Raw genomic sequence first — 21993 nt, 5'->3', positions numbered from 1 at the left:
GTGATCCTGCAATATATTGAATTGGCAAGATTTTTGTAGGCCGGATAAGGCGTTCACGCCGCATCCGGCATGAACGACGCGCACTTTGTCAACAATCTGACGTTAGCATTAGAAGTGAGTATTAACGCTCATGTACCACGTACGTCCCGGCTCGTTATAGGTATACGCCCCGGCTCCGGCGATATAGTTGGCTCCTGCCAGATCGCCTGTGGTCTGGGCATTACCCGCACGCCACAAACGCTTGTCGAACAGGTTGTCCACGCCGCCGGTCAGACTGACATTCTTCGTCACATCCCAGGTCGCGCTCAGACCCACAATGCTGTAAGGACTGATTTCTTTGGTTTCCGGTCCAACCGCTGGCTGGCCTTTATAGTTGTACTTCTTCGGCTGCTGCTTGCCGTACCAGGTGAAGGTCGTTTGCATCGACAAATCTTCCCGTGCCTGCCAGCTCAGCGTTGAGTTCAACGTATACTCCGGGATGATCGACAAACGGTCGCCCGTGGTTTTGTTTTCACTCTTCAGCATATAAGTGATGTTATTGGTCCACATCACCGTTTCGCTAACCGGTACGTTTAACGATCCTTCCAGACCTTCAACCACTGCTTTCGGCACGTTATCCCACTGGTAGAGATCGGTGCCGGCTGCGTTTTGCCCTACAGCCACATAGCCCGCTTCAATCTTATTGCGATAATCGTTACGGAACCAGGTGACACCCGCCAGCCAGCCGTCGCGTTTGAACTCCAGACCAATCTCTTTGTTGATACTGGTTTCCGCTTTCAGGTCATCGTTCCCCTGCAGATAGCAGCCGCCCGCGCTGGCGTAACAGCCCTGACCTTTACTGTAGAGAATGTAGTTCGGGTTAGTCTGGTACAGGCTCGGCGCTTTATAGGCGCGGGCAATGCCCATTTTCAGCGTGAAGTCATCGCCTAAACCTTGCGATATGTTCAGCGCCGGACTCCAGTTATCGCCAACAATGCTGTGATGATCGAAACGCAGCCCCGGCGTTACGATGGTGCTGTCAGTCAGCTCCATGTTGTTTTCGGCAAACAACGAGAAAATTTCTGCTTTTGAATATGGGCTACGGTCGGTGGCGCTCACGCCATCAATAGCACCACCGGTATTCGTTCCGGTCAGCGCCTGGGTGTTGGAACTCAAGTCCTTCATCCGCTGCTGATTCCACTCCGTACCCAGCGTCAGCGTTTGGTTAACAAGGAAATCAATCGGCAGGTTAACTTCGCTGTGCAACATCACGTCATCAACATCGATATCGACGAAATCCTGTGTCGCTTTTTCGTTAAATTTCCCTTCGGTGCCGCCCGCCAGACCTTCCGGAATACGCGAGTTACGCGTGTGTTCGTACTGTACCCAGTTGCTGGTGGTCACACCGTTATCCCAGCCGCCGTTCCAGGTCAGCGAGTAGTTCTGGCGATACAAGCGGTTAGTTTCATCACCATATTTTGAGCGGGTATAGGAATCGGAGTTGGTGTTCTGTGTGTCGCCCGCATACAGGTTGCCCTGGCGGCTGTAGCCTGCTTCCAGTTCGAGTGATTGCAGAGGCGCGAAGTCCCAGCGAACTACGCCATTAATATCCTTGTTGATCACCCCTTCGCGCCCGGCGGGCAGCGTATCCGCATATGTACCGGCACGCGCGGACTGATGCCCCCGGTTAATATCCCACGCGTCAGCCTGAGTTTTGTCGAGGTTGCCATATAAACGGAAGCTGAATTCATCACCCAGCGGGCCGGTCAGGCTGAAGTTGGTACGTTTGGTGGCACCTTCCTCTTTATGTTCTGGGGCGTTGAAATAAGCATCCCAGGAGCCGTGCCATTCGCCGCTGCCTTTTTTGGTAATGATGTTAACCACGCCGCCCGCCGCGCCGTTGCCATAACGCGCAGCTGCCGGACCACGCAGAACTTCAATACGTTCAATCATTTCAGGCGGCACCCAGGAAGTATCACCACGGGTATCGCGCTCGCCACGCCAGCCCTGACGCACCGAGTTACGGCTGCTGACCGGTTTGCCGTCAATCAAAATCAGCGTGTTTTCCGGCCCCATGCCGCGAATATCAATCTGGCGGTTATTACCACGCTGACCACTGGTGGAGTTACCGGTCAGGTTAACGCCTGGCATGGTACGGATAATCTCCGACACATCGCGGGCGACGGGGTTTTTGCGGATTTCATCTGCGGTGATGGTCGAAACGCCAGGCGCCTGCAAGTTCTGCTCGGCGGCGGTAACGACAATGGTATCGTCATGTGAAACAGGAGTATCAGTTGGCTCTTGTGCCTGTGCTACCCCATAAATCCCCAGATTGACCAACAAGGCCAGGGAATGAATCTTCTTGTTCATTGTTTTATTCCTGCATTTTTGCCACGAATTGCAACTGTCGGGCATGGTCGTCATCAACACGACGCATCCCGCTACCGCGAAAACCTTTGATCCTGAAAGACACGCAGTGCAGTTGGTTAATTAATGTCCGCGCTTCCCACGGCGCGCCATTACGCTATTGCAAATGCAAATGGTTATCAATAATATTATCAATATATTTCTGCAATCAATGAAAAAAATCACAATAAACATAAGGTTATGATGTGGCGGCGTTAAAGGTGGGAAGTGATAGCTGGTGGCAGTCGAAACATGGCCCGGAATGGCAGCGTCTTAATGACGAAATGTATCAGGTCACTTTCTGGTGGCGTGATCCACAAGGTTCTGAAGACTACTCGACGATAAAGCGCGTATGGGTCTACATTACTGGCGTCACCGATCACCATCAGAACAGCCAACCCCAGTCGATGCAGCGAATTGCAGGTACCGATGTCTGGCTGTGGACGACACAACTCAATGCCGATTGGCGCGGCAGCTACTGCTTTATTCCCACCGAACGCGATGACATTTTTTCTGCACCATCCCCTGATCGCCTCGAGTTACGCGAGGGATGGCAAAAATTACTCCCCCAGGCGATAGCCGATCCGCTGAATCCACAAAGCTGGAAAGGCGGGCGAGGGCACGCTGTTTCTGCACTCGAAATGCCGCAAGCGCCACTGCAACCGGGTTGGGATTGTCCGCAAGCGCCAGAAACGCCTGCCAAAGAAATTATCTGGAAAAGTGAACGGTTGAAAAATTCACGCCGTGTATGGATTTTTACCACCGGTGATGCAACAGCAGAAGAACGCCCGCTGGCAGTTTTGCTCGATGGCGAATTTTGGGCGCAGAGTATGCCCGTCTGGCCTGTGCTGACTTCGCTGACCCATCGTCAGCAACTTCCTCCCGCCGTGTATGTGTTGATCGACGCTATCGACACCACGCACCGCGCCCACGAACTGCCGTGTAATGCCGATTTCTGGCTGGCAGTACAGCAAGAGTTATTACCCCAGGTGAAAGCTATTGCCCCTTTTAGCGATCGCGCCGATCGCACCGTGGTCGCCGGGCAGAGTTTTGGTGGACTTTCCGCGCTGTATGCCGGACTGCACTGGCCTGAACGCTTTGGCTGTGTATTAAGCCAGTCAGGATCGTACTGGTGGCCGCATCGGGGCGGGCAGCAAGAGGGCGTGTTACTTGAAAAGCTAAAAGCTGGTGAAGTTAGCGCCGAAGGTCTGCGCATTGTGCTGGAAGCGGGTATTCGCGAGTCGATGATCATGCGGGCCAATCAGGCGCTGTATGCGCAATTACACCCCATAAAAGAATCCATTTTCTGGCGTCAGGTTGACGGCGGACATGATGCGCTTTGTTGGCGCGGTGGCTTGATGCAGGGGCTAATCGACCTCTGGCAACCACTTTTCCATGACAGGAGTTGAATATGGCATTCAGTAATCCCTTCGATGATCCACAGGGAGCGTTTTACATTTTGCGCAATGCGCAGGGGCAATTCAGTCTGTGGCCGCAACAATGCGCCTTACCTGCAGGCTGGGACATTGTGTGTCAGCCGCAGTCACAAGAGTCCTGCCAGCAGTGGTTGGAAGCCCACTGGCGTACTCTGACACCGGCGAATTTCACCCAGTTGCAGGAGGCGCAATGAGCCAGCATTTACCTTTGGTCGCTGCACAGCCCGGCATCTGGATGGCAGAAAAACTGTCGGATTTACCCTCCGCCTGGAGCGTGGCGCATTACGTTGAGTTAACCGGAGAGGTTGATGTGCCATTACTGGCCCGCGCGGTGGTTGCCGGATTAGCGCAAGCAGATACACTGCGGATGCGTTTTACGGAAGATAACGGCGAAGTCTGGCAGTGGGTCGATGATGCGCTGACGTTCGAACTGCCAGAAATTATCGACCTGCGAACCAACATTGATCCACACGGTACTGCGCAGGCATTAATGCAGGCGGATTTGCAACAAGATCTGCGCGTCGATAGCGGTAAACCACTGGTCTTTCATCAGCTGATACAGGTGGCGGATAACCGCTGGTACTGGTATCAGCGTTACCACCATTTGCTGGTCGATGGCTTCAGTTTCCCGGCCATTACCCGCCAGATCGCCAATATTTACTGCACATGGCTGCGTGGCGAACCAACGCCTGCTTCGCCGTTTACGCCTTTCGCTGATGTAGTGGAAGAGTACCAGCAATACCGCGAAAGCGAAGCTTGGCAGCGTGATGCGGCATTCTGGGCGGAACAGCGTCGTCAACTGCCGCCGCCCGCGTCACTTTCCCCGGCACCTTTACCGGGGCGCAGCGCTTCGGCAGATATTCTGCGCCTGAAACTGGAATTTACTGACGGGGAATTCCGCCAGCTGGCTACGCAACTTTCAGGTGTGCAGCGTACCGATTTAGCCCTTGCGCTGACGGCTTTGTGGCTGGGGCGATTGTGCAATCGCATGGACTACGCCGCCGGATTTATCTTTATGCGTCGACTGGGCTCGGCGGCGTTGACGGCTACCGGACCCGTGCTCAACGTTTTGCCGTTGGGTATTCACATTGCGGCGCAAGAAACGCTACCGGAACTGGCAACCCGACTGGCAGCACAACTGAAAAAAATGCGTCGTCATCAACGTTACGATGCCGAACAAATTGTCCGTGACAGCGGGCGAGCGGCAGGTGATGAACCGCTGTTTGGTCCGGTACTCAATATCAAGGTATTTGATTACCAACTGGATATTCCTGGTGTTCAGGCGCAAACCCATACACTGGCAACCGGTCCGGTTAATGACCTTGAACTGGCGCTCTTCCCGGATGAACACGGTGATTTGAGTATTGAGATCCTCGCCAATAAACAGCGTTACGCTGAGTCAACGTTAATCCAGCATGCTGAACGCCTGAAAATGCTGATCGCCCAGTTCGCCGCGGATCCGGCGCTGTTGTGCGGCGATGTCGATATTATGCTGCCAGGTGAATATGCGCAGCTGGCGCAGATCAACGCCACTCAGGTTGAGATTCCAGAAACCACGCTGAGTGCGCTGGTGGCAGAGCAAGCGGCAAAAACACCGGATGCTCCGGCGCTGGCAGATGCGCGTTACCAGTTCAGCTATCGGGAAATGCGCGAGCAGGTGGTAGCGCTGGCGAATCTGCTGCGTGAGCGCGGCGTTAAACCGGGCGACAGCGTGGCGGTGGCACTACCGCGCTCGGTCTTTTTGACCCTGGCGCTACATGCGATTGTTGAAGCAGGTGCGGCCTGGTTACCGCTGGATACCGGCTATCCGGACGATCGCCTGAAGATGATGCTGGAAGATGCGCGTCCGTCACTGTTAATCACCACCGACGATCAACTGCCGCGCTTTGCCGATGTTCCTGATTTAACCAGCCTTTGCTATAACGCCCCGCTTACCGCACAGGGCAGTGCGCCGCTGCAACTTTCACAACCGCATCACACGGCCTATATCATCTTTACCTCTGGCTCCACCGGCAGGCCGAAAGGAGTAATGGTCGGGCAGACGGCTATCGTTAACCGCCTGCTTTGGATGCAAAATCATTATCCGCTTACAGGCGAAGATGTCGTTGCCCAAAAAACGCCGTGCAGCTTTGATGTCTCGGTGTGGGAGTTTTTCTGGCCGTTTATTGCCGGGGCTAAACTGGTGATGGCTGAACCGGAAGCGCACCGCGACCCGCTCGCTATGCAGCAATTCTTTGCCGAATATGGCGTAACGACCACGCACTTTGTGCCGTCGATGCTGGCGGCATTTGTTGCATCGCTGACGCCGCAAACCGCTCGCCAGAGTTGCGCGACGTTGAAACAGGTTTTCTGTAGCGGTGAAGCCTTACCGGCCGATTTATGCCGCGAATGGCAACAGTTAACCAGCGTGCCGTTGCATAATCTATATGGCCCGACGGAAGCGGCGGTAGATGTCAGCTGGTATCCGGCTTTTGGCGAGGAACTGGCACAGGTGCGCGGTAGCAGTGTGCCGATTGGTTATCCGGTATGGAATACGGGTCTGCGTATTCTTGATGCGATGATGCATCCGGTGCCGCCGGGTGTGGCGGGTGATCTCTATCTCACCGGCATTCAACTGGCGCAGGGGTATCTTGGACGACCCGATCTGACCGCCAGCCGCTTTATTGCCGATCCTTTTGCCCCAGGTGAACGGATGTACCGTACCGGAGACGTTGCCCGCTGGCTGGATAACGGCGCGGTGGAGTACCTCGGGCGCAGTGACGATCAGCTAAAAATTCGCGGGCAGCGTATCGAACTGGGCGAAATCGATCGCGTGATGCAGCGTTGCCGGATGTCGAACAGGCCGTTACCCACGCCTGTGTGATTAACCAGGCGGCAGCCACTGGTGGTGATGCGCGTCAATTGGTGGGCTATCTGGTGTCGCAATCGGGCCTGCCGTTGGATACCAGCGCATTGCAGGCGCAGCTTCGCGAAACATTGCCACCGCATATGGTGCCGGTGGTTCTGCTGCAACTTCCACAGTTACCACTTAGCGCCAACGGCAAGCTGGATCGCAAAGCCTTACCGTTGCCTGAACTGAAGGCACAAACGCCGGGACGAGCGCCGAAAGCGGGCAGTGAAACGATTATCGCCGCGGCATTCTCGTCGTTGCTGGGGTGTGACGTGCAGGATGCCGATGCTGATTTCTTTGCGCTTGGCGGTCATTCGCTACTGGCAATGAAACTGGCAGCGCAGTTAAGTCGGCAGTTTGCCCGCCAGGTGACGCCGGGGCAGGTGATGGTCGCGTCAACCGTCGCTAAACTGGCAACGATTATTGATGGTGAAGAAGACAGCTCCCGGCGCATGGGATTCGAAACCATTCTGCCGTTGCGTGAAGGTAATGGCCCGACGCTGTTTTGTTTCCATCCGGCATCCGGTTTTGCCTGGCAGTTTAGCGTGCTCTCGCGTTATCTCGATCCACAATGGTCGATTATCGGCATTCAGTCGCCGCGCCCTCATGGCCCCATGCAGACGGCGGCAAACCTGGATGAAGTCTGCGAAGCGCATCTGGCAACGTTACTTAAACAACAACCGCGCGGCCCTTATTACCTGCTGGGTTATTCGCTGGGCGGTACGCTGGCGCAGGGCATTGCGGCGCGGCTGCGTGCCCGTGGCGAACAGGTGGCATTTCTTGGCTTGCTGGATACCTGGCCGCCAGAAACGCAAAACTGGCAGGAAAAAGAGGCTAATGGTCTGGACCCGGAAGTGCTGGCGGAGATTAACCGCGAACGCGAGGCCTTCCTGGCTGCTCAGCAGGGGACTGCGTCGACGGAGCTGTTTACCATCATTGAAGGTAATTACGCTGATGCAGTGCGTCTGCTGACGACTGCTCATAGCGTACCGTTTGACGGTAAAGCGACGCTGTTTGTTGCTGAACGCACGCTTCAGGAAGGTATGAGCCCCGAACGCGCCTGGTCGCCGTGGATAGCTGAGCTGGATATTTATCGTCAGGATTGCGCGCATGTGGATATTATTTCTCCAATAGCATTTGAAAAAATTGGACCAATTATTCGTGCTGCTCTAAATAAATAACTTTATCTTAAATGCAAATCCATAATTACGGTAAATAATTATGGATTTTGTTATTTGTTGTATTAATATTTGCTGAGTGGTTTGTCTGAAAATGCGCCAAACATTGCGTTTGCTGCGTGGAATTTACAAAGTTCAGCTTCGGATAATTCTCACCAACTGGTAAAGTGTGCGCCGTGGAAATTTACCCTCATTGGACTCATTTTCAGGTTATACCGTATGTCAACACTGAATATTAAGCAGGAAAGCGACTCGCATTTTCCCGATTATCATCTGGCGCCAGCCAGTAATAATGAAATTGATTTACTTAATCTTATCGAAGTTTTATGGCACGCAAAAAAACAGATCATGGCTGTCGTTTTTGCCTTTGCCTGTATCGGGTTGCTGGTGTCATTTATCCTACCGCAAAAATGGACCAGTGCGGCGGTTGTAACGCCGGCAGAACCTGTGCAATGGCAAGAGCTGGAGAAAATATTTACTAACCTTCGGGTACTGGATCTGGATATCAAAATTGATCGTACAGAAGCATTTAACCTGTTTATCAAGAAGTTTCAGTCTGTTAGTTTGTTGGAAGATTATCTTCGTTCATCGCCGTATGTTATGAACCAATTGAAAGAGGCGAAAATCGACGAACTAGATTTGCATCGCGCAATTGTCGCATTGAGCGAAAAAATGAAAGCGGTGGATGACAATGCCAGTAAGAAAAAAGATGAACCGTCATTGTATACCTCCTGGACGCTAAGTTTCACCGCACCTACCAGTGAAGAGGCACAGAAAGTGTTGGCCGGGTATATCGATTATATCTCTGCGTTGGTGGTGAAAGAGTCGATAGAAAACGTCCGTAATAAACTGGAAATCAAAACCCAGTTTGAAAAAGAAAAACTGGCGCAGGATCGTATAAAAACGAAAAATCAGCTTGATGCAAACATTCAGCGCCTCAATTATTCACTCGACATTGCCAACGCGGCAGGAATTAAAAAGCCCGTATACAGTAATGGTCAGGCCGTTAAAGATGACCCTGATTTCTCTATTTCTCTCGGTGCAGACGGTATTGAACGCAAACTGGAAATTGAAAAAGCAGTCACTGACGTTGCGGAACTGAATGGTGAATTACGTAATCGTCAGTATCTCGTCGAGCAATTAACAAAAACAAATGTCAACGATGTGAATTTTACGCCGTTTAAATATCAGTTGCGTCCGACGTTGCCGGTGAAAAAAGACGGTCCGGGCAAAGCGATTATTGTGATCCTTTCGGCGCTGATCGGCGGTATGGTTGCTTGTGGTGGCGTGCTGTTGCGCCATGCGATGGCATCCAGAAAACAGGATGCCATGATGGCAGACCACTTAGTTTAAATCTTCGCGGTTGAAGGTGCCGTTCGTCCGAGCGGCACCACGAGCGGCGTTCCGGCCACCGGATCGTCAATAATCATGCAGCGCAGACCATAAATGCGCTCGATCAATTCAGCAGTGACAATCTCCTTCGGCGCTCCCTGAGCAACAATTTTCCCTTCCCGCAGTGCAATCAAATGGCTGGCGTAACGACAGGCCTGATTAAGATCGTGCAGCACTGCCGCCAGGGTATAGCCTTTCTCGCGATTCAGTTCGCTTAACAGTTCCAGCAAATCAATCTGATGACTGATATCCAGCCAGGTCGTGGGTTCGTCGAGCAGCATAATTGCCGTTTCCTGGGCCAGCACCATCGCGATCCACGCCCGCTGGCGTTGTCCGCCAGAAAGGGTATCCACGCTTTGATCCGCCAGATGGGTGATTCCCGTGGCTTGCATCGCTTTCGTTACCGCTTCTTCATCTTCTTTGCGCCAGCGGGTAAACAGCGGTTGATGCGGGTAACGCCCACGCGCTACCAGCTCCTGCACGGTGATATCTCCCGGCGTGGTAGCATTTTGCGCTAACAGACCAATCCGCCTGGCAACTTCTTTACTGGCGTAATGTTGAATGTGCTCGCCATCCAGCCAGACATGCCCGTGAGCAGGCGTCATCAGGCGGCTTAACGTGCGCAGCAATGTTGATTTGCCGCAGCCATTTGGCCCGATAATTGCCGTGAAGTGACCATCAGGTATTTCTACAGTCAGATTTTCCGCAACGGTATATTTGCCATATCCCAGGGTTAACTGTTCGCCGCGCAAACGGGCTACTGATTCGGTCATTTTTTGCGAGACTCCTGAATTAACAAGACGATAAGGTAAATACCGCCGAGGCTGACGGTAACGACGCCAACCGGAAGTTGATACGGCATAAACAGTTGTTGGGCGCAGAGATCGGCCGCCAGCAGTAACAGCGCCCCGCACAGCGCCGCCTGGGTCAGCCCCCAGCGAGCGGTGCCGCTAATGCGTCGGGCAATGTGCGGCGCGACTAAAGCAATAAAGGAAATCGGCCCGGCAAGCGCTGTTGCCGCAGCGGTAAGCACCACTGCAACCAGCATCATTAACAGCCGCGAACGTTCGACGCTGACGCCCAGCGCACACGCGGTATCATCGCCCATTTCCAGCAAGCGCATTCGCCGCACCAGCAAGGCGGCGGCAATGAGCATCAATATAATGATGGGTGCGGAAGGCGAGGTTTTTGCCCACGTCAGGCCGTTGAGCGATCCGGCATTCCATAATCCTGCGGTTAGCGCCGTTTCTAAAGACGCTTTCAGCAGCAGCCAGGTATTAAAGGCCACCAACATGGCGCGGACGCCGATGCCGATAATAATCAACCGAAAGGTGTCGATACCGTTACGCCAGGCGAGCAGCCAAACCAACAGCGAAGTGACAATGCCGCCCACCATTGCTGCCAGCGCGATAGCCGTCAGGTCCTGACCAAACAGCACCATCGCCACCAGCACTCCACTCCACGCCCCGGTGTTAAAGCCCATTACGTCAGGGCTGCCGAGCGGGTTACGCATCAGCGACTGAAAAATCGCGCCGCTGACGCCCAGTGCCGCGCCAATCAACAGCGCCATCAGCACGCGTGGCAAACGCCATTCGGTGACCACCATCGTCATACTGCGCGGCGAATCACCCATCAACGCGGCGAATACCTGCGAGGTTTCCAGCGTGACGGCACCGCTACGTAATCCCCAGATACCTGCAACCACACAGGCGGAAACCAGCAGCAAACAGGTGATGATTAATCGGCGAGAGACGTAAATCATGCACCACCTCGCGTTTTACGTCGCACGAGGAAGATCAGCACCGGCGCGCCAATAAACGCACTGACCACGGAAACGCGCAGTTCACCGGGCACAATCACCCGCCCGATGATATCGGCAAACAGCAGCAGGGCAGGGGTGGCGAGTAGCGTGACGGGCAGCGACCAGCGATGATCGGCACCTACCAGCCAGCGCGCCATATGCGGCATCATCAGGCCAATAAAGGCAATCGGGCCAACTACCGCCGTCGCACTACCACAAAGCACGGTAATCGCCAGCAGACCAATCAACTGTGTGCGCGCCACGCGACTGCCCAGCGCCGTCGCGGTGTCGCTGCCAAGGCTCAAACTGTTCAGCGCACGGCTCAGTAATAGCGCAGTTGCTCCGGCGATCAGCACCGGGATCAGCACCACTTTTAAGGTGTGTAAATTACGAATATCCAGCGAACCGGCTTGCCAGAAACGCAGTTGATCGTAGACGTCAGGATTAAGCAGGGCGATGCCGCTGGTCAGCCCTTCCAGCACCGCCGCCAGCGCCACGCCCGCCAGGGTTAAACGCACCGGACTTAACTGCCCGCCGCCCTGGCTGCCGGTAAAGGCAACAATCAACGAGGCCACCAGCGCCCCGGCGAAGGCCATCGCCAGTTGTTCCTGCGCGGATGAGTAACCAAACAGCGCAGCTCCCAGCACAATGGCAAAGCTGGCTCCGGCGTTCACGCCAAGCAAGCCGGGGTCGGCAAGTGGGTTTCGGGTGAGGGTTTGCATTAACGCCCCGGCAAGCCCAAGCGCACCGCCGGCCAGTAAACCGGCAAGGGTGCGCGGCAGTCGCGCGTCGAGCACGATGGTGCAGTCGGCGCTCTGACAGGTGCCGGAGAAGGCCTCCAGCACGACGGAAGCGGGGAGTGATTTTGCTCCAATGAGCAGGCTTAATGCCGTCGCGATAATCAGTAATAACAGCAATCCGGGCACGGCAATGGCGCGTGTCACGGCAACAGAACCAGACATACGAACTCCCATGATAATGAAATTAATTATCGTTATCGATCTTATTTGGATATGTTAGCATGTGCAGCCTAAGAATAGGTATTTAAAATATTTGATGGCAAGGCATTGTAATGAATAAACAATCCTGGCTGCTTAACCTCAGCCTGTTGAAAACGCACCCGGCGTTTCGCGCAGTATTCCTCGCTCGTTTTATCTCAATTGTGTCTCTGGGTTTGCTCGGCGTCGCGGTGCCGGTGCAGATCCAGATGATGACGCATTCTACCTGGCAGGTGGGGCTTTCGGTGACGCTGACCGGCGGCGCGATGTTTGTTGGCCTGATGGTCGGCGGTGTGCTGGCGGATCGCTATGAGCGCAAAAAAGTGATTTTGCTGGCGCGCGGCACCTGTGGCATTGGCTTCATTGGACTGTGCCTGAACGCGCTGCTGCCGGAGCCGTCATTGCTGGCAATCTATTTACTCGGATTATGGGATGGTTTTTTCGCATCGCTTGGCGTTACGGCGCTACTGGCGGCGACACCTGCACTGGTAGGGCGTGAAAACTTAATGCAGGCCGGGGCGATCACCATGTTGACCGTGCGTCTGGGGTCGGTGATTTCGCCCATGATTGGCGGTTTACTGCTGGCGACCGGAGGCGTAGCCTGGAACTACGGGCTGGCGGCAGCGGGCACGTTTATTACCCTGCTGCCGTTGTTAAGCCTTCCGGCGTTGCCACCGCCACCGCAGCCGCGTGAGCATCCGTTGAAATCACTTCTGGCAGGTTTTCGTTTTCTGCTCGCCAGTCCGCTGGTGGGAGGGATTGCGCTGCTGGGTGGTTTATTGACGATGGCGAGCGCGGTGCGGGTACTGTATCCGGCGCTGGCTGACAACTGGCAGATGTCGGCGGCACAGATTGGTTTTCTCTATGCGGCGATCCCGCTCGGCGCGGCTATTGGTGCGTTAACCAGCGGGAAGCTGGCACATAGCGCGCGACCAGGGTTATTGATGCTGCTCTCCACGCTGGGATCGTTCCTCGCCATTGGTCTGTTTGGCCTGATGCCGATGTGGATTTTAGGCGTGGTTTGTCTGGCGCTGTTCGGCTGGCTGAGCGCGGTTAGTTCGTTGCTGCAATATACAATGCTGCAAACGCAAACCCCGGAAGCGATGTTAGGGCGGATTAACGGTTTGTGGACGGCGCAAAACGTGACGGGCGATGCCATAGGCGCGGCGCTGCTGGGCGGTTTGGGAGCGATGATGACACCGGTTGCTTCCGCAAGCGCGAGCGGTTTTGCTTTGTTTATTATCGGTGTGTTGTTGTTGCTGGTGCTGGTTGAGTTGCGGCGTTTTCGCCAGACGCCGCCGCAGGTGACAGCGTCTGACAGTTAATGCTTAAAACAGCGCCTTAAGTCGTTCCAGCACTTGCATGGCGCTGTAGTAATCCAGTCGGAACGTCTCGGTTCCCAGCGCATAAACCTGCTTGTTTTGTACTGCAGGCAGGTGCGCGAGCAGCGGATTAGCATAAATCGCATCGGCGTCTTTCTGATCACCGGCGAACAGGAATAGCGATTCACCGTTTAACCCAGCAGCCAGATTTTCCCCACCAAGCTGAATGATGTCATGGCGTTTGCCCTGGCTTTGGCTGGCGTTTAACCCTGCTGGCAACTTCGCCAGCGTAAAGCCGAGTTGTTCCAGCATCTGCCCTTGTGCTGATTCCGGCGTCCAGAGATTGGCACTGTGTGCAGCGGCGGTATAGACAATGGCAGTGACCGGCTGCGGCGGTAATTTGATTTGCTCTTTCGCCGCCGCCAGTTGCTTATCAAACTGCGCAATCCGCTCTGCCGCTTGTTTCTCATGCCCGGTAATTTCGCCAAGTTGCGTTAACAGCGACTGCCAGCTTTTGTCGTCGTAATTGATGATTAATGTCGGGGCGATGGTAGAAAGCTGATCATACAGCGCCAGCGCCGAATCCCCGCCAGTTGCGCTAATTAAAATCAGATCCGGCATTTGCGCGGCAACGGCTTCGGCGCTCGGTTCGCCGATATAGAGCCGTTGCAGTTTGCGTTCTTTCGCCACATCGCTCCACTGGCGCAAGAATCCTTGGTCGTCCGCGACGCGGTTATTTGGCGTGGTCGCGCCGCTGGCGATCACCGGAGCATCAATAGCCAGCAGTGAGCCGGTCAGGGTGACGCTGGTGGAAACAATACGCTGCGGCTGGCTTTCCAGGGTATGAGTGCCACGGCTGTCAGTAATCTGACGCGGCCAGTCGGCGGCCTGAACTGCGGCTATTCCTGAAAGCAAAAGTCCTGTTAATAGAAGGGCGTTGCGGTAGAGCGGGGCGAGTCTCACAAATCAGCTTCCTGTTATTAATGAAGTTAATGCTTCTCATTTTCATTGTAACCACAACCAGATGCAACCCCGAGTTGCAGATTGCGTTACCTCAAGAGTTGACATAGTGCGCGTTTGCTTTTAGGTTAGCGACCGAAAATATAAATGATAATCATTATTAAAGCCTTTATCATTTTGTGGAGGATGATATGGATACGTCACTGGCTGAGGAAGTACAGCAGACCATGGCAACACTTGCGCCCAATCGCTTTTTCTTTATGTCGCCGTACCGCAGTTTTACGACGTCAGGATGTTTCGCCCGCTTCGATGAACCGGCTGTGAACGGGGATTCGCCCGACAGTCCCTTCCAGCAAAAACTCGCCGCGCTGTTTGCCGATGCCAAAGCGCAGGGCATCAAAAATCCGGTGATGGTCGGGGCGATTCCCTTCGATCCACGTCAGCCTTCATCGCTGTATATTCCTGAATCCTGGCAGTCGTTCTCCCGTCAGGAAAAACAATCTTCTGCCCGCCGTTTCACCCGCAGCCAGTCTCTGAACGTGGTGGAACGCCGGGCAATTCCGGAACAAACCACGTTTGAACAGATGGTTGCCCGCGCCGCCGCACTAACTGCCACGCCGCAGGTCGACAAAGTGGTGTTGTCACGGTTGATTGATATCACCACTGATGCCTTCATTGATAGTGGCGTACTGCTGGAACGGTTGATTGCGCAAAACCCGGTTAGTTACAACTTCCATGTCCCGCTGGCTGATGGTGGTGTTCTGCTGGGGGCCAGCCCGGAACTGCTGCTACGTAAAGACGGCGAGCGTTTTAGCTCCATTCCGTTAGCCGGTTCCGCGCGTCGTCAACCGGATGAAGTGCTCGATCGCGAAGCGGGTAATCGTCTGCTGGCGTCAGAAAAAGATCGCCATGAACATGAACTGGTGACTCAGGCGATGAAAGAGGTACTGCGCGAACGCAGTAGTGAGTTACACGTTCCTTCTTCTCCACAACTGATCACCACGCCGACGCTGTGGCATCTCGCAACTCCCTTTGAAGGTAAAGCGAATTCGCAAGAAAACGCACTGACTCTGGCCTGTCTACTGCATCCGACTCCCGCGCTGAGCGGTTTCCCGCATCAGGCCGCGACCCAGGTTATTGCTGAACTGGAGCCGTTCGACCGCGAACTGTTTGGCGGCATTGTGGGTTGGTGTGACAGCGAAGGTAACGGCGAGTGGGTGGTGACCATCCGCTGCGCGAAGCTGCGGGAAAATCAGGTGCGTCTGTTTGCCGGAGCGGGGATTGTGCCTGCGTCGTCACCGTTGGGTGAGTGGCGCGAAACGGGCGTCAAACTTTCTACCATGTTGAACGTTTTTGGATTGCATTAAGGAGTGAGGATGAGCATTCCATTCACCCGCTGGCCGGAAGAGTTTGCCCGTCGCTATCGGGAAAAAGGCTACTGGCAGGATTTGCCACTGACTGACATTCTGACTCGCCACGCTGCGAGTGACAGCATCGCGGTTATCGACGGCGAGCGGCAGTTGAGTTACCGGGAGCTGAATCAGGCGGCGGATAACCTCGCGTGTAGTTTGCGCCGTCAGGGCATTAAACCTGGTGAAACCGCGCTGGTACAACTGGGTAACGTCGCTGAACTTTACATTACCTTTTTCGCGCTGCTGAAACTGGGCGTTGCGCCGGTGCTGGCGTTGTTCAGCCATCAGCGTAGTGAACTGAACGCCTATGCCAGCCAGATTGAACCCACATTGCTGATTGCCGATCGCCAACATGCGCTGTTTAGCGGGGATGATTTCCTCAATACTTTCGTCACAGAACATTCCTCCATTCGCGTGGTGCAACTGCACAACGACAGCGGTGAGCATAACTTGCAGGATGCGATTAACCATCCGGCTGAGGATTTTACTGCCACGCCGTCACCAGCTGATGAAGTGGCCTATTTCCAGCTTTCCGGTGGCACCACCGGCACACCGAAATTGATCCCGCGCACTCATAACGACTACTACTACAGCGTGCGTCGTAGCGTCGAGATTTGTCAGTTCACACAACAGACGCGCTACCTGTGCGCGATCCCGGCGGCTCATAACTACGCCATGAGTTCGCCAGGATCGCTGGGCGTCTTTCTTGCCGGAGGAACGGTTGTTCTGGCGGCCGATCCCAGCGCCACGCTTTGCTTCCCATTGATTGAAAAACATCAGGTGAACGTCACCGCGCTGGTGCCGCCAGCAGTCAGCCTGTGGTTGCAGGCGCTGGCTGAAGGCGAAAGCCGGGCGCAGCTTGCCTCGCTAAAACTGTTACAGGTCGGCGGCGCACGTCTTTCTGCCACACTTGCGGCGCGTATTCCCGCTGAGATTGGCTGCCAGTTGCAGCAGGTGTTTGGCATGGCGGAAGGGCTGGTGAACTACACCCGTCTAGATGATAGCGCGGAGAAAATTATCCATACCCAGGGTTACCCAATGTGTCCGGACGATGAAGTGTGGGTTGCCGATGCTGAAGGAAATCCACTGCCGCAAGGGGAAGTTGGACGCCTGATGACGCGCGGTCCGTACACCTTCCGCGGCTATTACAAAAGCCCACAGCACAATGCCAGCGCCTTTGATGCCAACGGTTTTTACTGTTCCGGCGATCTGATCTCTATTGATCCAGAGGGTTACATCACCGTGCAGGGGCGCGAGAAAGATCAGATCAACCGTGGCGGCGAGAAGATCGCTGCCGAAGAGATCGAAAACCTGCTGCTGCGCCATCCGGCGGTGATCTACGCCGCACTGGTGAGCATGGAAGATGAGCTGATGGGCGAAAAAAGCTGTGCTTATCTGGTGATAAAAGAGCCGCTGCGCGCGGTGCAGGTGCGTCGTTTCCTGCGTGAACAGGGTATTGCCGAATTTAAATTACCGGATCGCGTGGAGTGTGTGGATTCACTTCCGCTGACGGCGGTCGGGAAAGTCGATAAAAAACAATTACGTCAGTGGCTGGCGTCACGCGCATCAGCCTGAAGGAGAGAACACGATGGCTATTCCAAAATTACAGGCTTACGCGCTGCCGGAGTCTCACGATATTCCGCAGAATAAAGTCGACTGGGCCTTTGAACCGCAACGTGCCGCGTTGTTAATCCATGATATGCAGGACTATTTTGTCAGCTTCTGGGGTGAGAACTGCCCGATGATGGAGCAGGTGATCGCGAATATTGCTGCGCTGCGCGACTACTGCAAACAGCACAATATTCCGGTTTATTACACCGCCCAGCCGAAAGAGCAGAGCGATGAAGATCGGGCGCTGTTGAATGATATGTGGGGGCCGGGCCTGACCCGTTCGCCGGAACAGCAAAAGGTGGTAGATCGCCTGACGCCAGATGCCGACGACACGGTGCTGGTGAAGTGGCGTTACAGCGCGTTTCATCGTTCTCCGCTGGAGCAAATGCTCAAAGAGAGTGGACGTAACCAGCTGATTATTACCGGGGTATATGCCCACATTGGCTGTATGACCACCGCAACCGACGCATTTATGCGCGATATTAAACCGTTTATGGTGGCGGATGCACTGGCCGATTTCAGTCGTGACGATCATTTGATGTCGCTGAATTATGTGGCCGGACGTTCTGGCCGGGTGGTGATGACCGAAGAATTACTGCCAGCCCCGATCCCTGCCAGCAAAGCGGCGCTGCGTGAGGTGATCCTGCCGTTGCTGGACGAGTCCGATGAACCGTTCGATGACGACAACTTGATCGACTACGGTCTGGATTCGGTGCGGATGATGGCGCTGGCGGCGCGCTGGCGCAAAGTGCATGGCGATATCGACTTTGTCATGCTGGCGAAAAACCCGACCATCGACGCCTGGTGGAAGCTACTCTCCCGCGAGGTGAAATAATGGATTTCAGCGGTAAAAATGTCTGGGTAACTGGCGCGGGGAAAGGTATCGGCTACGCCACGGCGCTGGCGTTTGTTGAAGCGGGAGCGAAAGTCACAGGTTTTGATCAAGTGTTCGCTCAGGAGCAATATCCCTTTGCGACCGAAGTGATGGATGTTGCCGATGCTGCGCAGGTGGCGCAGGTATGTCAGCGACTGTTAGCTGAAACGGAGCGACTGGACGTGCTGGTCAATGCGGCGGGAATTTTGCGCATGGGCGCGACCGATCAGCTCAGTAAGGAGGACTGGCAGCAGACTTTTGCGGTCAACGTCGGCGGCGCGTTTAACCTGTTTCAGCAAACCATGAACCAGTTTCGTCGCCAACGGGGCGGGGCGATTGTCACTGTGGCGTCCGATGCCGCACACACGCCGCGTATTGGCATGAGTGCTTATGGCGCGTCGAAAGCGGCGCTGAAAAGCCTGGCGTTGAGTGTCGGGCTGGAACTGGCGGGTAGCAGTGTGCGCTGTAATGTGGTTTCACCGGGCTCCACCGACACCGATATGCAACGCACGCTGTGGGTGAGCGATGACGCTGAAGAGCAGCGTATTCGCGGCTTTGGCGAGCAGTTTAAACTCGGCATTCCGCTGGGAAAAATCGCCCGTCCACAAGAGATCGCCAACACGATTTTGTTCCTCGCCTCTGACCTCGCCAGCCATATCACGCTACAGGATATTGTGGTCGATGGCGGCTCAACGCTGGGGGCATAAGCATGATCTGGAAACGCCATTTAACACTCGACGAGCTGAACGCCACCAGCGATAACACGATGGTGGCGCATCTGGGAATTGTGTATACCCGTCTGGGCGATGATGTACTCGAAGCCGAAATGCCGGTCGATATCCGTACTCATCAGCCGTTCGGTTTACTACATGGCGGCGCGTCGGCGGCGCTGGCGGAAACTTTGGGATCGATGGCCGGATTTATGATGACCCGCGATGGGCAGTGTGTGGTGGGCACGGAACTTAACGCCACACATCATCGCCCGGTGTCTGAAGGCAAGGTACGCGGCGTCTGCCAACCGCTGCATCTTGGGCGGCAAAATCAGAGTTGGGAAATCGTTGTTTTCGATGAACAGGGGCGGCGTTGCTGCACTTGTCGGCTGGGTACGGCAGTTTTGGGATGAACCCGACAGAATTAAATGAGATTGCAGGAAAACTCGGTTAACGGAGTGATCGAGTTAACATTGTGAAGTTAAATATTGGTTTCAACTCCGATTTACATGGTTGCTGTGTTGTTAAATTGCACAAAGATGTTATAGAAACAAAATGTAACATCTCTATGGACACGCACACGGATAACAACTATGAACAAATCAGGGAAATACCTCGTCTGGACAGTGCTCTCTGTAATGGGAGCATTTGCTCTGGGATACATTGCTTTAAATCGTGGGGAACAGATCAACGCGCTGTGGATTGTGGTGGCGTCGGTCTGTATCTATCTGATCGCTTACCGTTTTTATGGCCTGTATATCGCCAAAAATGTACTGGCGGTTGACCCGACGCGTATGACGCCAGCGGTGCGCCATAACGACGGACTGGACTATGTGCCGACGGACAAAAAAGTGCTGTTCGGTCACCATTTTGCGGCCATTGCCGGAGCAGGTCCGTTGGTTGGGCCGGTACTGGCGGCGCAAATGGGCTACCTGCCAGGGATGATCTGGCTGCTCGCCGGGGTGGTTCTCGCCGGTGCGGTGCAGGATTTCATGGTGCTGTTTGTTTCTACGCGCCGTGACGGTCGCTCGCTGGGTGAGCTGGTCAAAGAAGAGATGGGGCCAACCGCCGGGGTGATTGCGCTGGTGGCCTGCTTTATGATCATGGTCATTATCCTTGCCGTGCTGGCGATGATCGTGGTGAAAGCCCTGACTCATAGCCCGTGGGGAACGTATACCGTTGCGTTCACCATTCCGCTGGCGCTGTTTATGGGGATCTACCTGCGCTATCTGCGTCCAGGGCGTATTGGCGAAGTGTCGGTGATTGGTCTGGTGTTCCTGATTTTTGCCATTATCTCTGGCGGCTGGGTGGCAGAAAGCCCGACCTGGGCACCGTACTTTGACTTTACCGGCGTGCAGTTGACCTGGATGCTGGTGGGCTACGGTTTTGTGGCGGCGGTGCTGCCGGTGTGGTTGCTGCTGGCCCCGCGTGACTATCTCTCTACCTTCCTGAAAATCGGGACTATCGTCGGTCTGGCGGTAGGCATTTTGATTATGCGCCCGACGCTGACCATGCCTGCGCTAACCAAATTTGTTGATGGTACTGGCCCGGTATGGACCGGTAACCTGTTCCCGTTCCTGTTTATCACCATCGCCTGTGGCGCAGTGTCTGGCTTCCATGCGCTGATCTCTTCCGGCACCACGCCGAAGATGTTGGCGAACGAAGGTCAGGCGTGCTTTATTGGCTACGGCGGGATGTTGATGGAATCCTTCGTGGCGATTATGGCGCTGGTTTCTGCCTGTATCATCGATCCGGGCGTTTACTTCGCCATGAACAGCCCGATGGCGGTGCTGGCTCCGGCAGGGACGGCGGATGTGGTCGCTTCTGCCGCGCAGGTGGTGAGTAGCTGGGGCTTTGCGATTACCCCGGATACGCTCAACCAGATTGCCAGCGAAGTGGGTGAACAGTCGATCATTTCCCGTGCGGGCGGTGCGCCGACCCTGGCGGTGGGGATGGCCTACATTCTGCACGGCGCGCTGGGCGGCATGATGGATGTGGCGTTCTGGTATCACTTCGCCATTCTGTTTGAAGCACTGTTTATTCTGACCGCAGTAGATGCAGGTACGCGTGCTGCGCGCTTTATGTTGCAGGATCTGCTGGGCGTGGTTTCTCCGGGCCTGAAACGGACCGATTCACTGCCTGCTAACCTGCTGGCAACGGCGCTGTGCGTGCTGGCGTGGGGCTACTTCTTGCATCAGGGCGTGGTCGATCCGCTGGGCGGTATTAACACTCTGTGGCCGCTGTTTGGTATTGCCAACCAGATGCTGGCAGGGATGGCGCTGATGCTCTGTGCTGTGGTGCTGTTCAAAATGAAACGTCAACGTTACGCCTGGGTGGCGCTGGTACCAACGGCCTGGCTGCTGATTTGTACCCTGACCGCAGGCTGGCAGAAAGCGTTTAGCCCGGATGCGAAAGTCGGCTTCCTGGCCATTGCTAACAAGTTCCAGGCAATGATCGACAGCGGCAATATTCCGTCGCAGTATACTGAGTCACAGCTGGCGCAACTGGTGTTCAACAACCGTCTGGATGCCGGGTTGACCATCTTCTTTATGGTGGTTGTGGTGGTGCTGGCGCTGTTCTCGATTAAGACGGCACTGGCGGCGTTGAAAGAGCCGAAGCCGACGGCGAAAGAAACGCCGTATGAGCCAATGCCGGAAAATGTTGAAGAGATCGTGGCGCAGGCAAAAGGCGCGCACTAAAGTCAGAGTGAGGGGGGGATGTTGGTATAGTGCCGAGCGTTCCCCTTACTCTCAGCAATTCCAGTCCGGATAAGGCGTTCGCGCCGTATCCGGCAATATTTCAGCAACCTGATTACCGGAGGTATTGATGTTTGATTCACTGGCAAAAGCCGGAAAATATTTAGGTCAGGCGGCGAAGCTGATGATTGGTATGCCTGATTACGACAACTATGTCGAACATATGCGGGTTAATCATCCCGATCAAACGCCGATGACCTACGAAGAGTTTTTCCGTGAGCGGCAGGACGCGCGCTACGGTGGAAAAGGCGGCGCGCGCTGCTGCTAA

Annotated in this window: 16 protein-coding genes and 1 pseudogene; 12 read left to right on the top strand and 5 right to left on the bottom strand. The window is 54.9% G+C overall.

What is annotated here, in order from left to right:
- Positions 1-108: 108 nt before the first annotated feature.
- Positions 109-2349 (bottom strand): siderophore enterobactin receptor FepA, encoded by a 2241-nt coding sequence (gene fepA / locus AACU94_RS14535; protein ID WP_135489650.1) that lies wholly within the window; start codon positions 2347-2349, stop codon positions 109-111.
- 242 nt (positions 2350-2591) lie between these two features.
- Between fepA and fes the strand changes: the two genes are divergently transcribed.
- The 4 genes and pseudogenes from fes to wzz(fepE) all read left to right on the top strand — a co-directional run bounded on the left by fes (position 2592) and on the right by wzz(fepE) (position 9242).
- Positions 2592-3794, top strand: coding sequence for an enterochelin esterase (gene fes / locus AACU94_RS14530; RefSeq protein ID WP_135489649.1), 1203 nt, complete (start codon positions 2592-2594; stop codon positions 3792-3794).
- 2 nt (positions 3795-3796) lie between these two features.
- Positions 3797-4015, top strand: a complete 219-nt coding sequence (ybdZ, locus tag AACU94_RS14525; RefSeq protein WP_000885782.1) for an enterobactin biosynthesis protein YbdZ — start codon at positions 3797-3799, stop codon at positions 4013-4015.
- Positions 4012-7892, top strand: a pseudogene (gene entF, locus AACU94_RS14520) (enterobactin non-ribosomal peptide synthetase EntF). Before ybdZ ends, entF begins: the two are co-directional and overlap by 4 nt.
- Before the next feature lie 216 nt (positions 7893-8108).
- Positions 8109-9242 (top strand): LPS O-antigen length regulator Wzz(fepE), encoded by a 1134-nt coding sequence (wzz(fepE), locus tag AACU94_RS14515; protein ID WP_130219393.1) that lies wholly within the window; start codon positions 8109-8111, stop codon positions 9240-9242.
- Here the strand turns inward: wzz(fepE) and fepC are convergent.
- Genes fepC through fepD form a run of 3 tightly spaced genes read right to left on the bottom strand, consistent with a single transcriptional unit; the run spans position 9239 to position 12044 of the window.
- Positions 9239-10054, bottom strand: coding sequence for an iron-enterobactin ABC transporter ATP-binding protein (gene fepC / locus AACU94_RS14510; protein ID WP_000140646.1), 816 nt, complete (start codon positions 10052-10054; stop codon positions 9239-9241). The genes wzz(fepE) and fepC overlap by 4 nt on opposite strands.
- The gene (gene fepG / locus AACU94_RS14505) at positions 10051-11043 is read right to left on the bottom strand and encodes an iron-enterobactin ABC transporter permease (RefSeq protein ID WP_130258590.1); all 993 of its coding nucleotides are present in this window, start codon (positions 11041-11043) and stop codon (positions 10051-10053) included. Before fepG ends, fepC begins: the two co-directional genes overlap by 4 nt.
- Positions 11040-12044 carry a Fe(3+)-siderophore ABC transporter permease gene (fepD, locus tag AACU94_RS14500; RefSeq protein ID WP_001298899.1) on the bottom strand — a complete coding sequence of 335 codons (1005 nt, stop codon included), beginning with the start codon at positions 12042-12044 and terminating at the stop codon, positions 11040-11042. The genes fepG and fepD overlap by 4 nt, the downstream gene beginning before the upstream one ends.
- A 110-nt stretch (positions 12045-12154) precedes the next feature.
- Here fepD and entS point away from each other — a divergent pair, with 110 nt between their 5' ends.
- Positions 12155-13405, top strand: coding sequence for an enterobactin transporter EntS (gene entS, locus AACU94_RS14495; protein ID WP_130222566.1), 1251 nt, complete (start codon positions 12155-12157; stop codon positions 13403-13405).
- 3 nt (positions 13406-13408) lie between these two features.
- Here the strand turns inward: entS and fepB are convergent, their stop codons facing one another.
- Positions 13409-14365, bottom strand: coding sequence for a Fe2+-enterobactin ABC transporter substrate-binding protein (gene fepB, locus AACU94_RS14490; RefSeq protein WP_135489648.1), 957 nt, complete (start codon positions 14363-14365; stop codon positions 13409-13411).
- Positions 14366-14553: 188 nt separating this feature from the next.
- On the opposite strand from fepB, the gene entC reads away from it, so the two are divergent.
- From entC to AACU94_RS14455, 7 genes are all read left to right on the top strand, one after another.
- Positions 14554-15729 carry an isochorismate synthase EntC gene (gene entC, locus AACU94_RS14485; protein WP_135489647.1) on the top strand — a complete coding sequence of 392 codons (1176 nt, stop codon included), beginning with the start codon at positions 14554-14556 and terminating at the stop codon, positions 15727-15729.
- Between the two features lie 9 nt (positions 15730-15738).
- Complete coding sequence (entE, locus tag AACU94_RS14480; RefSeq protein WP_135489646.1) at positions 15739-17349, top strand: (2,3-dihydroxybenzoyl)adenylate synthase EntE; 1611 nt, start codon at positions 15739-15741, stop codon at positions 17347-17349.
- 13 nt (positions 17350-17362) lie between these two features.
- Complete coding sequence (entB, locus tag AACU94_RS14475; protein WP_135489645.1) at positions 17363-18220, top strand: enterobactin biosynthesis bifunctional isochorismatase/aryl carrier protein EntB; 858 nt, start codon at positions 17363-17365, stop codon at positions 18218-18220.
- Positions 18220-18966 carry a 2,3-dihydro-2,3-dihydroxybenzoate dehydrogenase EntA gene (gene entA / locus AACU94_RS14470; protein ID WP_135489644.1) on the top strand — a complete coding sequence of 249 codons (747 nt, stop codon included), beginning with the start codon at positions 18220-18222 and terminating at the stop codon, positions 18964-18966. Before entB ends, entA begins: the two co-directional genes overlap by 1 nt.
- 2 nt (positions 18967-18968) lie before the next feature.
- Positions 18969-19382, top strand: coding sequence for a proofreading thioesterase EntH (gene entH, locus AACU94_RS14465; protein WP_000637937.1), 414 nt, complete (start codon positions 18969-18971; stop codon positions 19380-19382).
- A gap of 180 nt (positions 19383-19562) precedes the next feature.
- Positions 19563-21668 (top strand): pyruvate/proton symporter CstA, encoded by a 2106-nt coding sequence (gene cstA / locus AACU94_RS14460; protein ID WP_001043146.1) that lies wholly within the window; start codon positions 19563-19565, stop codon positions 21666-21668.
- 127 nt (positions 21669-21795) lie between these two features.
- A complete protein-coding gene (locus tag AACU94_RS14455; protein ID WP_000460431.1) occupies positions 21796-21993 on the top strand; it encodes a YbdD/YjiX family protein in 198 nt (65 codons plus the stop codon).

It is taken from the genome of Escherichia sp. E4702, assembly GCF_963883545.1.
In the GTDB taxonomy this organism is placed as follows: domain Bacteria; phylum Pseudomonadota; class Gammaproteobacteria; order Enterobacterales; family Enterobacteriaceae; genus Escherichia.
The sequence above is the reverse complement of the archived record's forward strand: the minus strand, read 5'-3'. Positions and strand labels throughout refer to the sequence as shown.

Coding starts and splice junctions, on each gene's coding strand:
- fepC (WP_000140646.1), bottom strand. CDS start 10,054: ATGACCGAATCAGTAGCCCGTTTGCGCGGCGAACAGTTAACCCTGGGA.
- fepA (WP_135489650.1), bottom strand. CDS start 2,349: ATGAACAAGAAGATTCATTCCCTGGCCTTGTTGGTCAATCTGGGGATT.
- AACU94_RS14455 (WP_000460431.1), top strand. CDS start 21,796: ATGTTTGATTCACTGGCAAAAGCCGGAAAATATTTAGGTCAGGCGGCG.
- fepG (WP_130258590.1), bottom strand. CDS start 11,043: ATGATTTACGTCTCTCGCCGATTAATCATCACCTGTTTGCTGCTGGTT.
- entC (WP_135489647.1), top strand. CDS start 14,554: ATGGATACGTCACTGGCTGAGGAAGTACAGCAGACCATGGCAACACTT.
- entA (WP_135489644.1), top strand. CDS start 18,220: ATGGATTTCAGCGGTAAAAATGTCTGGGTAACTGGCGCGGGGAAAGGT.
- entE (WP_135489646.1), top strand. CDS start 15,739: ATGAGCATTCCATTCACCCGCTGGCCGGAAGAGTTTGCCCGTCGCTAT.
- ybdZ (WP_000885782.1), top strand. CDS start 3,797: ATGGCATTCAGTAATCCCTTCGATGATCCACAGGGAGCGTTTTACATT.
- entS (WP_130222566.1), top strand. CDS start 12,155: ATGAATAAACAATCCTGGCTGCTTAACCTCAGCCTGTTGAAAACGCAC.
- fepD (WP_001298899.1), bottom strand. CDS start 12,044: ATGTCTGGTTCTGTTGCCGTGACACGCGCCATTGCCGTGCCCGGATTG.
- entH (WP_000637937.1), top strand. CDS start 18,969: ATGATCTGGAAACGCCATTTAACACTCGACGAGCTGAACGCCACCAGC.
- cstA (WP_001043146.1), top strand. CDS start 19,563: ATGAACAAATCAGGGAAATACCTCGTCTGGACAGTGCTCTCTGTAATG.
- entB (WP_135489645.1), top strand. CDS start 17,363: ATGGCTATTCCAAAATTACAGGCTTACGCGCTGCCGGAGTCTCACGAT.